The sequence below is a fragment of the Rhodohalobacter sp. genome (assembly GCF_034521535.1).
In the GTDB taxonomy this organism is placed as follows: domain Bacteria; phylum Bacteroidota; class Rhodothermia; order Balneolales; family Balneolaceae; genus Rhodohalobacter.
This window is the reverse complement of record NZ_JAXHMF010000006.1, coordinates 113,412-124,916: the sequence shown is the minus strand read 5'-3', so window position 1 is coordinate 124,916 and position 11,505 is coordinate 113,412. Positions and strand designations below refer to the sequence as shown.

The 11,505-nt window shown below is 43.9% G+C and carries 8 protein-coding genes and 1 pseudogene; all 9 read left to right on the top strand.

The genetic code is table 11. From position 1 onward, the window contains the following. Positions 1-195 precede the first annotated feature (195 nt). The 9 genes and pseudogenes from U5K35_RS12840 to U5K35_RS12795 all read left to right on the top strand — a co-directional run bounded on the left by U5K35_RS12840 (position 196) and on the right by U5K35_RS12795 (position 11,498). Positions 196-858, top strand: a complete 663-nt coding sequence (locus tag U5K35_RS12840; protein WP_322571891.1) for a metalloregulator ArsR/SmtB family transcription factor — start codon at positions 196-198, stop codon at positions 856-858. A gap of 43 nt (positions 859-901) precedes the next feature. Beyond that, positions 902-2,056, top strand: coding sequence for an FAD/NAD(P)-binding oxidoreductase (locus tag U5K35_RS12835; RefSeq protein ID WP_322571890.1), 1,155 nt, complete (start codon positions 902-904; stop codon positions 2,054-2,056). A gap of 32 nt (positions 2,057-2,088) precedes the next feature. Then, a complete protein-coding gene (locus tag U5K35_RS12830) occupies positions 2,089-2,289 on the top strand; it encodes a DUF2892 domain-containing protein (protein WP_322571889.1) in 201 nt (66 codons plus the stop codon). Between the two features lie 56 nt (positions 2,290-2,345). Further along, the gene (locus U5K35_RS12825) at positions 2,346-3,710 is read left to right on the top strand and encodes a TolC family protein (RefSeq protein WP_322571888.1); all 1,365 of its coding nucleotides are present in this window, start codon (positions 2,346-2,348) and stop codon (positions 3,708-3,710) included. Between the two features lie 29 nt (positions 3,711-3,739). After that, entirely contained in the window at positions 3,740-4,813 is a 1,074-nt protein-coding gene (locus U5K35_RS12820; protein ID WP_322571887.1) for an efflux RND transporter periplasmic adaptor subunit, read from the top strand. A gap of 53 nt (positions 4,814-4,866) precedes the next feature. Beyond that, positions 4,867-8,092 (top strand): annotated as a pseudogene (locus U5K35_RS12815) (efflux RND transporter permease subunit). 371 nt (positions 8,093-8,463) lie between these two features. Then, positions 8,464-8,775 (top strand): hypothetical protein, encoded by a 312-nt coding sequence (locus U5K35_RS12805; protein WP_322571884.1) that lies wholly within the window; start codon positions 8,464-8,466, stop codon positions 8,773-8,775. A gap of 212 nt (positions 8,776-8,987) precedes the next feature. Continuing rightward, a complete protein-coding gene (locus tag U5K35_RS12800) occupies positions 8,988-9,413 on the top strand; it encodes a DsrE family protein (RefSeq protein WP_322571883.1) in 426 nt (141 codons plus the stop codon). Positions 9,414-10,034: 621 nt separating this feature from the next. After that, positions 10,035-11,498, top strand: coding sequence for a glucoamylase family protein (locus U5K35_RS12795; RefSeq protein WP_322571882.1), 1,464 nt, complete (start codon positions 10,035-10,037; stop codon positions 11,496-11,498). Positions 11,499-11,505 lie beyond the last annotated feature (7 nt).

The window sequence follows — 11,505 nt, the reverse complement described above, 5'->3', positions numbered from 1 at the left end:
TTATACCCGAATTACCCGGTTTGATTTGTAACTAATGTTACATTAAATATCTGATAATTAGTTTAGATACCTACTGTATATAATTGTCATTCATCATATTATAAGTTTTTCACAAACCATTCATATATATTCAATAGATTTATTGAATGAGGACATTACCCTCCTTATCATTTATGTGAACAAAAGAAAATGAGCATGAACATTCGAGAATTTAAAACATCACTCTACAAAGAGATGTCAGGAATGACCAAGGCGTTGGGAAATCCACATCGACTGGAAATACTGGATCTTCTGGCACAAGGCCCGGTTCCGGTGGAATACATTGCTGTAAATACCAATTTAACGGTTGCCAATGCTTCTCAACATCTTCAGGTATTGAAGAATGCAATGCTGGTTGTGAGTGAAAAGCGTGGAAAATATAACTACTACAAATTGGCAAACGAGCAGGTTTTTAAATCGTGGTGTGCTTTAAGGCGTCTTGGTTTCTCCCAAAATGAAGAGATCAACAATCTATTCAATGATTTTCGTAAAGAGCGCAGCGAATTAAAAACGATATCCAGGGATGAGCTGATCCAAAAAATTAAAACCGACAGCGTGGTAATCGTCGACGTTCGGCCTGAAGAGGAGTTCATAAATGGCCACATTGAAAATGCCCTCTCCTATCCACTCAATGAGCTAAGGAAAAAGATGAGTGAACTGCCCAAAAATAAAGAAATCGTTGCCTATTGCCGTGGTCCACTCTGTATGATGGCGGATGTAGCCGTAATGTTTCTAAGTACAAATGGATATAAAGCCAGCCGTCTGGAACATGGGTTTCCGGATTGGGAAGCTGAAGGCATGCCTGTTGAAAAACTCTAAGATTATTTTATCCAACTACAAAAAAGTATAAGTCGAAAATATTATGAATAAAACAATACTGGTATTAGGTGGCGGAATTGGCGGTATTAATACAGCCAAAGAGCTCAGCAGAAAAATTGGAAACGAGGATGGGATAAATCTAGCCAGAATCCTGGTATTTGAAAAAGAGAAGCATAATGTTTTCGGCCCCTCACTAACCTGGCTGATGGTTGGTAAAAGAGATCGGGACGATGTTCAACAAGATACTAAGAAGATTGAAGCACGCGGAATTGAAGTTGTACTCGGAGAAATTGAGTCAGTTGATCCAAATGAACTTTCTGTAACGGTAAAGGGTGAAAAGTACCAAGGCGATTACATGATTGTTTCTCTGGGGGTTGAACAGTCTTCAGAGTATAATTTGGACAATGTGGGGCATAACTTCTATACCCTGGACGGAGCAAGTTCATTTTATGAGAAGCTGAAAGACTTTAAGGGGGGCAACATTGCCATTCTGGTACCATCGCTGCCATACAAATCACCGGTTGCTCCATACGAAGCGGCAATGCTTATTGAAAATTATATCAGAGAGAAGGGTTTGAGTGAAAAAACAGAGATATCCGTTTACACCCCGGAATCTGAACCGATGCCCTTTGCCGGTAAAAAGATTTCAGAGAATGTGAAACAGCTTATGGAGTCGAAAGGAATCCGCTACCGGCCTAATCATCAGATAGTATCAGCATCTGAAAACAAGTTAACGTTTACAACCGGTGCTGACGAAACCATTATCGAGGATATTGATCTTTTAGCCTACACTCCTAAGCATGAATGCCCGTCTGTAATTCGTGAAACAGGATTGGTTGGAAAATCCGGTTGGATTGAAGTTAATCCAAAAACACTGGAAACAGATTTCAAGAATGTGTATGCCATCGGTGATATCACAACAATTCCTCTTGATTCCGGCGAAACACTGGCCAAGGCCGGAGTATTTGCTCAACACCAGGGTTTAACCGTAGCTCATAATATTGCCCGGGACATATCCGGTAAAGAGTCCAATAAAACATTTGAGGGAGAAGGTAAATATATACTCGACCTTGGCGACAGAGCTCAAAAAGTGAGCGGTGATTTTTATGACTCGGACGTAGACACGAAAAGCCCGAGCATCATCCAGCATTGGGAAAAGGTGCTATTTGAAAAATCATGGTTTATCAAAAATTTCTAAATCAACTATTCATTAAATAAGTAGAATACATTATGAATCCCGTAAAACGAACAATGCGGCTATTTGCCGGCTCTATGGTGACTATCAGTCTGACACTTGGTTATTTCATCTCCCCTTTCTGGTATCTGCTCACCCTATTTGTTGGCTTAAATATGATGCAGTCGGCATTCTCAAGGTGGTGTTTTGCTGAGAATATGATCAAGAAATATAATCTGGGATTTAGAAAGGAGTAAGCTTTCCGCAGGAGACTGAATAGAAATCGATAAATAATTAAATAACAATAACTAAGATGAATTTTAAAATTTCATATGTACTAAAAGTATACATCATTTTGATGTTGTTTATGACGCCGGTTCAACTATCGGCTCAATCAGCTACGAATGATGATTCAATGCTTTCACTATCGCTCCAGGAGGCCATGGAAATTGCACTTGAGCAAAATTTCTCAATAGATCAGGCTGAATTTGATGTCGATAAAACCAGGGCTCAGTACCGGCAGACAAATGCAGTATTCCTTCCGCAGCTTGCGTTTGAATACAATGCTGTTTCGACAAATGACCCGCTAAACGTATTTGGATTTAAGCTGAAACAGGAAGTTGTAAGTCAACAGGATTTTAACCCTGCACTGTTGAATGATCCGGATACGTACGAAAACTACAGTGCAAAATTTGAAGTCCGGCAGCCACTGTTTAATCCGGATATGATGATGCAGCGCGGTGCCGTAAAGAGTCAGTTAAATTCAGCAAATGAACAACTGCAGGGAACCAAAAACCATGTGCGCTACCAGGTACGCAATCAGTACTACAGCCTGATTCTTCATACCCGCCAGATTGAAGTATTGGAAAACGCGCTTGAAACTGCATCCGAACACAGACGACAGGCGCAGAACTTTTATGAAGAGGGCCTTCTGAGCAAAGAAGATTACCTGGCAGCCAGAGTGTACGAACTGGAAATGGAAAGCCGGAAAATAAACAGTGAAAATCAACTGAACAACGTACAGGAAGAGATGGCTCTTTTACTTGGCATGGACGGCTCAGAAAAGATAATTCCAACCGAAGATCTGGATCGCACCATCGGAAATTTTATTCCATCAGATCTGTCCAATATTGAAGTAAACAATGCGCAGACGCGGGCCATTGAACAGAGAGTGAAAGCTGCAGAACGGATGAGCAAATCAGCCAAGTTCAGTTTTCTGCCTAAAATAAATCTTTTTGGGAGCTATGAGTATAACGATCCGGATTTTGGAGGATTCGATGCCAACTCCTACATGATCGGGGCTAATCTGAGATGGAATATCTTCTCCGGATTTAGTCAGGCCGGCAAGGTTATGGAAGCTCGTGCTGATTACAGAAAAGCTCAAAGCATGCAGCAGAGCCATCTGTTTGAGATGGAAAACAGGGTTCGTGAAGCTTATCGCTCTCTGGAACATGCAGAAAAAGAACTCGAGCTGACGGAAGAGTCTATTGAGCAATCAGAAGAGGATGTAAAAATCCGAACCAATAGGTACCGGGAAGGAATGGAGCGTACCACGGATCTGCTGGAAGCCGAAACCAAATTAGCTGAAGCCAGACTTAAAAACGTGATGGCTCTTTACAAATACAATATGAGTATCGCCGCGCTGGAGATGCTTCTTGAACAGGATTTTAACAATTAAAAATAACTACAAAGAAAATGAATAAGATCATGAAACCTATTTCAGGAATGTTAACACTGCTGCTTGCCGTATCACTTTTGAGCGGATGCAGTGATGATAAGACCGCCGATATTGAGCAGGATTCTGTTGAAGTGGAACTTCGAACGGCTGAGGCTTCAGCAAATTTGTCAGGAATGCTTTTCCCGGCTAAAGTTGAAAGCAATAATCAGGCGCACCTCAGTACCATCGTGATGGGAACCGTAACCTCTGCTCCGGTTACTGTTGGCGATCGTGTTCAAAAAGGAGATCTGCTGGTACGCATTAAAGATGACCAGATCCGGGCACAAAAATCACAGATTGAAGCCAACATGGTTCAGGCAAAAGCCAATCTTGAAAACACCGAGAAAAATTATAATCGAATCAAGAATCTTTATGCCGAAGATAGTGCTACGTCGAAAGAACTGGATGATATTTCAACCATGTATGAGATAGCCAAGGCAAATATGGAAGCTCTGGAAGCGAGACTCAACGAAGTAAATGAGATGCTTTCCTACACAGTGATTCGTGCTCCGTTTTCAGGAATTGTAAGCAGCAAGTTTGTCTCTGAAGGTGATATGGCTGCTCCGGGACATCCGCTTGTTTCTGTGGCAGATCCGGGATCTGTTAAAATTACGGCCACTGTAGCTGAAAGTCAGATAACAACTCTTGAAGAGGGATCAATTGTTACGGTCTCTGTTTCAGCTGCCGGCGTGTCTAATATTCCCGCCCGCTTGACCGCGGTAAGCCAGGCCGGAGATCCGATAAGCCGTCAGTTTTCAATTGAAGCGGTAATAGACGATTCCGAAATCTCAAATAATCTTAAAGTCGGGATGTTTGCCCAGATCGGGGTGAAAACCGGTCAGGCGGAGAGTTTAACCATACCTGCTGATGCCATTGTCAGACGCGGCCAGCTTACCGGAATTTATACGATATCAGAAAACAACCGTGCTGTATTGAGATGGGTCCGCCTGGGTGAAAATTTGGGTGATTCTGTAGAAATATTAACCGGACTAAAGCCGGGTGAACAGTATGTGTACGCACCCGGACAATCTTTACGTCAGGGTCAACTTCTCAGCGTACGATAAGAATTTCAAAAAGACATTCTTTTAATCAAAAATTTGAATTGAAATAGAGAAAAATGAAAACCGGATTAGCAGGTAAAATTGCACAGGCGTTTATCGATTCGAAGCTGACACTGCTTCTGATGATCGCCTTTTTAGCGATCGGTGTGTATGGCGTTTGGCTTACACCGAGCGAAGAAGAACCACAAATTGACGTACCGATGGCCGATATATATGTCGGCTATCCGGGCGCATCACCCCAGGAAGTTGAAAATCGAATAGCGATTCCATTGGAGAAAATTCTCTCCAATATTTCCGGAGTTGAGTATGTCTACTCCACTTCCATGCCTGAACAGGCGATGGTTTCAGCCCGATTTTATGTAGGCCAGGATGTAGAGCGGAGTTTGGTGCGTCTCTATAACGAGATTATGAAATTCATGGATACCAAGCCGGAACCGGTAACCATGCCGCTTATCAAAACCCGGTCCATTAACGACGTTCCAATTGTAACCCTTACTCTTTGGAGTGATACGCACGATGACTATCATCTCCGCAGGGTAGCTCAGGAGCTGGATAATGAAATTAAATCGATAACCGATGTAGCAGAAACCAAGATTCACGGAGGTCGATCCCGAACGGTCGAAATAGTGCTCGATAAAAACAAGATGGCTTCTATGATGATTGACCCGCTTCGTGTGGCCCAAACCATTCAGGCCGCCAACAGTGAATTTAAATCGGGTACATTCACCCAAAATGATGAGGAGTTTCGGGTTCAAACCGGAAATTTCCTGGAAACGGCCGATGACGTAGGTTCACTGGTTGTGGATGTTCGGCAAGGCGATCCCATCCTTCTCAGAGATGTAGCAGAAGTGAAAGATGGACCGGGCGAGCCTGCAAATTATGTCTCCTATGTTCCCGGACCCGTTTCCGCTGTGGAGAAAAATATGGAAGCCGGTCTCTCCTACCCTGCTGTTTCTATATCCGTAGCCAAGCGTCAGGGAGCGGATGCCATGACCATTGCAACTCAGATTGATGAAATGGTTGAGAAACTGAGCGGTTCGGTAATTACATCTGATATTCAGGTTGAAACCACCCGGAACTACGGTGAAACCGCAACAGAGAAAGTCAGCACGCTACTGATTCATTTAGTTGTAGCCGTACTGGCTGTTTCCTTTGTCGTATTTCTGGCGATGGGTTGGCGCGGTGCGCTCGTGGTCTTCATCTCGGTGCCGATTACGTTTGCCCTGACTCTATTCTTCTACTACATGTACGACTACACCCTCAACCGGATTACACTGTTTGCCCTGGTATTTGTGACCGGTATTGTGGTGGATAACTCCATTATTGTGGCCGAAAACATGCACCGCCACTTTAAGATGAGAAATCTGCCGTTCAAGCAGGCAGCCATCTACGCGATTAATGAGGTCGGTAATCCGACGATCCTAGCCACATTTACGGTCATTGCGGCCGTGATTCCGATGGCATTCGTCTCCGGACTGATGGGACCCTATATGAGTCCGATCGCAATTGGCGCAACCGTTGCCATGATCCTCTCACTCATTATATCCCTGATTGCAACTCCTTGGCTCGGCTACAGACTGCTGAGGGCAGCCCGTGTTCAGTCAGGCAGTAAATCATCCGGAAAAGGATATAAACTGGAAGAGACTATTATCTACAAAGTGTACGACAAGACGATGAGACCGCTGATGGAGAGCACCTGGAAACGCTGGGCATTCCTCATGGGAACAACAGCCGTGCTTTTAGCCACACTTCTACTGTTTTATGTTCGATGGGTAGAGGTGAAAATGCTTCCGTTTGATAACAAAAATGAGATTCAGCTCATCATCGATATGCCTGAGGGAACCACGCTCGAGCGATCGGAGGCTGTGGCTCAGGAAGTAGGGCTGGTTCTTCTGGACATCCCCGAAGTGTATGACTACCAAATCTATTCCGGCACAAACGCACCGATTAACTTTAACGGATTGGTACGAAGCTATGACCTTCGTCAGTCCTCAAACGTGGCAGATATTCAGGTGAACCTGGTGGACAAAAGCATGAGATCGGATCAAAGCCACGATATTGCAAAGCGCATGAGGCCGCTGGTTCAGGCTGTGGGTGAAAAGTATAATGCCAACGTCAAAGTGGTGGAAGTTCCACCGGGACCTCCGGTTATGTCAACCCTTGTCGCTGAGATCTATGGACCAAACCTGGAGATGCAGCGAGGTATTGGAGAAGATATCAAAGGGAATCTTTACTCAAACTCCCGGTATCGTGGATACTGACTGGATGGTTGAAGCTGAGCAGACTGAATATAGGTTTGTAGTACAGAGAGAGAAAGCTGCAGTCACCGGCGTGATGCCGAACCAGATTTCTGAATCCCTCGGGATGATTCTGGGGCAACATCCTGTAAGTTCGCTATATGATGAAAACGAGGCGACTCTTGTACCCATTAAAATGAAGCTGGATGAAGCAGACCGGTCCGGAGCAGATCAACTCAGTGGATTACATGTTCAATCCAGAACCGGGGCGATGATTCCAATCGCCGACCTGGTACAACAGGAAGAGCACACTCTGGAGAAGAGCATTCACAGGAAAAATCAGCGAAGAGTCGTTTATGTAACCGCTGAAGTGGCCGGTGAGATTGAAAGTCCGGTCTATGCCATCCTGGATGCAAGGGATGAAATTGATAATATCGCGCTACCGGCCGGATACAGCCTGGAACAGGCATTTGCGGGTCAGCCGTTTACAAGTGAAGATCTTACGGTTAAATGGGATGGAGAATGGCAGATTACACTTGAGGTATTCCGTGATCTGGGTATTGCCTTCGCCGTGGTGCTGGTCATTATCTACATCCTTATTGTCGGCTGGTTCCAGGACTTTGGCGTGCCGATTATCATGATGATTGCCATTCCACTCTCGCTGATCGGAATTTTGATTGGTCATTGGGTTACGGGCGCATTCTTTACCGCAACTTCGATGATCGGATTGATTGCACTGGCAGGGATTATGGTGAGAAACTCGGTGCTGCTGATCGACTTTATTCAGATCAGCTTAAGGCAAGGCAATTCGTTGTCAGATGCCGTTGTGGAAGCCGGTGCGGTGCGAACCATGCCGATTCTGCTTACAGCCGGTACGGTAGTGATTGGAGCGATTGTGATCCTGTTTGATCCGATCTTCCAGGGACTGGCCATTTCACTGATGGGCGGAGCGATTGCATCCACTGCCCTGACGCTGATTACGGTTCCGCTGATCTACTTTATGGTGAACAAGAATCGAAAACCGGAAGAGATTGTGAGGAATTAATCAAATATTCTCCCCTTGAGGGGAGTACGGCGTGAGCCGGGAGGGGTGTTTTTGACTTTAAACCAAAATTAGAAAGACACTCCTCATTACCTATTGGGTTTAATCATTAACTGAATAGAAAATTATATATCAAGTTTTCGATTGCAAGAAAACAGCACCGGAGGTGCTAAATATGAATAGCCCTGTACAAGTGATAGCGCAGTGCAGGGTTAAAGAATTCAGAATAAATGAGGCCCCGAGCCTGTGAGTCGGTTGATTGCGATGAGTTGAGTCGAGGGGCTGTATTCAAAATTTAAATTAATTGAAGCAAGACCTGGCAGGTTTCAAAAATCTGTCAGGTCTGAAAACAACAACACCAAACCACCAAACCCATGAAACTACTAATCATATTGAGCATCGCCGAATTCTCAGACGAGGTCCGCGCAATGATGACCCGAAACAACGTTCCCGTGTACAGTGAAACGGAGATGTACGGCTTCCGGACCGAAAAACATAAGCCGGATATCCGAACCTGGTTTTCACAGGGCGATCAGGGAATATACTCTACTCTCTTCTTTTCTTTTCAGGATGAGACTACAGTGAAAAATATTCTGAAAGAGGTTGGGAAATACAACGAAGAGTATGAAGGAGATCGAGACAATCCGTTGCACGCCTATCAGGTAGCCGTGGAGGATTTCGCTTAAACACACCCCTGATTCCTGCGCTGAACGCGCATCAATCTATCCCCTCTCGAGAGGGGAAAAGCGTACAATAAAGAGGCGCAGCCTGCTTTATTTAGCGAGGGGTGTGTTGGGTTATCAAATTGAACATTGTTGGTTAATAATCACTTAAAATCAGTACTCATTTAAAAATCATACTCAGTTATTCACCTTTTATATCAAAAAACACAACTAACATGAAGACACTTATAACATTTCTTATCACACTTTTAGGCTTCGCCGGTCTGGCTGAAGCCCAATCCGAAAACGACCCGCTATTTGTGGTATTGACCAGCGACGATGCCGAAACCCAGATGATGGCGATGGTTCTGGCCACGCAGTCACTCAACAAGGATGTACCGGTACGCGTGCTGCTCTGCAGTGATGCGGGCGATCTGGCTCTCAAGGATTCAGAATCTCCGTCTTTTGCTCCGGTTGACCGTTCTCCCAAGCAGCTCCTGATGGGGCTAATGAATAAAGGTGTACAGGTTGATGTCTGCGGTATTTATCTGCCAAACCGCGACTATACCGAAACTGACTTGATGGACGGGATCGGAACCGCTGCACCGCCGGAAGTAGCTGAATTTATGAAGCAAGAAGGCGTGCGTTATTTTACGTTTTAAGCTCATTTTTAAAAATCGAGGAAGATAGAATCCCCCTCCTTCGCAGAAACAGTAGAGGAATACTTGATCAAAAATATAAGCCAACAAATTTTACCGTAAGGACATGAGGCCTTATAGATATGATACTGCTATTTAAATTTTGAACGATCCGTTCAGCCTCAAACATAAATGCTTTTTGTCGGTTGTTGAGCAGCAAACTTGTCTGGACTATAACATTCCAAACTAGAATGCACCCTCTTTGTGTTGTAAAACATTTCAATATTCTCAAATACCGAGATCTCGGCCAGGCTGTGATCCCAGTAGATGTACTTATTATTCCATTCTCATTTAAGGGTTTTAAAGTAACTCACGATTATTATTTCTTTGTAAATGTGTAATTGTGGTTTTGACGCCAAAATACCTTATCTCACCGTCCAATATATGTCTCAAGCCCATTCAGATAACAGGTGACGTAGTATTGTAGTAGTCCAAAAAAGCGCTTTTTTGAACTGTAGTAATCTTATTGAGTTCAAAATATTTGGTTACAGTTTTTTTTGGATTCATATTAAAAAAGACAAGAAAATGCATCAGTATGAATGGTGAAGGCGATCAATATTTTTTAAGTCATAAAATTTAATTAGCATGGTTTTTTTCAGCCAAAATATAACTTCTAAATATCTCAGCCTGGCTGTTATACTTTTTTTGTTATGTGGATTAAACTATCAGGCGCATGCTAAAGATATCGCAATCCAGGAGACATCCTCCCTGCCCACCAACTCAGTAATAACTCCATCTGACTCTTTATTGTATGGAGTGCCATCAGATTTTGTGGAAGATCTTAAGGAGAGAACCTTCACCTATTTTTGGGAAGTTGTGGACACCGAAACCTGGCAAACGGATGACAGATATCCAAGCAGGTCGTTTACAAGTATTGCTGCCACCGGATTTGCCTTACCCGCTTATATTATTGGCATTCATAATGAATACATTTCCAGAGAAGATGGAGCAGATCGGGTGTATAACGTGCTGGAATGGGTTTGGAATGCCCCGCAAGGCACTGATTCAGAAGGTAAGACAGGCCATCGCGGCTTCTTTTACCATTTCCTGAACTACGAAACAGGCACAAGATATCAGCAGGTTGAGCTCTCTACCATAGATACCGCACTGCTAATGGCCGGTATTCTTACAGCTCAAAGTTATTTTGATGGTAACAATTCTGTTGAGTCGGGAATACGGGCACTCGCCGATTCTCTCTACCGCCGTGTTGAATGGAACTGGGCTATGAACGGAAATTCAACCATGTCTATGGGATGGCATCCCGAAAGAGGATTTATAGACTCTCAATGGGAGGGTTATGATGAGTCGATAATATTGATGGTACTGGGGTTAGGTTCGCCAACACACCCTATTCCCGATGAGTCGTGGGATGTTTGGACATCAACCAATACATGGACCGATTTCTACGGTTACGAGCATATAAATTTCGGGCCTCTGTTTGGTCATCAATACTCACATATGTTTATTGATTTTAGAGAGATACAGGATGAATACATGCGTGATATGGGAATCGATTACTTTGAAAACTCCAGGCGTGCTACCCTATCAAACCGGGCTTACTGCAAAGATAATCCGGGCGAATTCAAAGGGTATAGTGAACACATTTGGGGATTAACGGCCAGCGACGGACCTGCAAACGTTACGAAAAATATAGATGGGCAGGCTATTAACTTTCACACGTACACAGCACGTGGTACAGCATCCGGATATTTAGTAGATGACGGTACCATCGCCCCCACTGCCGCCGGCGGTTCCATCCCATTTGCCCCCGAAGAAACGCTTAACGCTCTCTACACCATGAAAGAAACCTTCGGCGAAAAGTTATATGCAGAATATGGGTTTTTAGACTCCTTTAACCTTACCTACGACGAAAATGGCTGGTATAATCCTGATTACATCGGAATTGATCAGGGACCGATCATTATTCAGCTCGAAAATTATCAAACAGAACTGATCTGGAATATTCTTAAAGAGAATAAGTACATCAAAAAGGGTTTAAAAAAAGCCGGTTTTAAAGGCGGTTGGCTTAATGATAAAAATGAATACTAAACGGGTA

What these genes read in the sequence shown, in the direction of transcription:
- U5K35_RS12840 (WP_322571891.1), top strand. Translation starts at nt 196, where the DNA reads ATGAACATTCGAGAATTTAAAACATCACTCTACAAAGAGATGTCAGGA.
- U5K35_RS12835 (WP_322571890.1), top strand. Translation starts at nt 902, where the DNA reads ATGAATAAAACAATACTGGTATTAGGTGGCGGAATTGGCGGTATTAAT.
- U5K35_RS12830 (WP_322571889.1), top strand. Translation starts at nt 2,089, where the DNA reads ATGAATCCCGTAAAACGAACAATGCGGCTATTTGCCGGCTCTATGGTG.
- U5K35_RS12825 (WP_322571888.1), top strand. Translation starts at nt 2,346, where the DNA reads ATGAATTTTAAAATTTCATATGTACTAAAAGTATACATCATTTTGATG.
- U5K35_RS12820 (WP_322571887.1), top strand. Translation starts at nt 3,740, where the DNA reads ATGAAACCTATTTCAGGAATGTTAACACTGCTGCTTGCCGTATCACTT.
- U5K35_RS12805 (WP_322571884.1), top strand. Translation starts at nt 8,464, where the DNA reads ATGAAACTACTAATCATATTGAGCATCGCCGAATTCTCAGACGAGGTC.
- U5K35_RS12800 (WP_322571883.1), top strand. Translation starts at nt 8,988, where the DNA reads ATGAAGACACTTATAACATTTCTTATCACACTTTTAGGCTTCGCCGGT.
- U5K35_RS12795 (WP_322571882.1), top strand. Translation starts at nt 10,035, where the DNA reads ATGGTTTTTTTCAGCCAAAATATAACTTCTAAATATCTCAGCCTGGCT.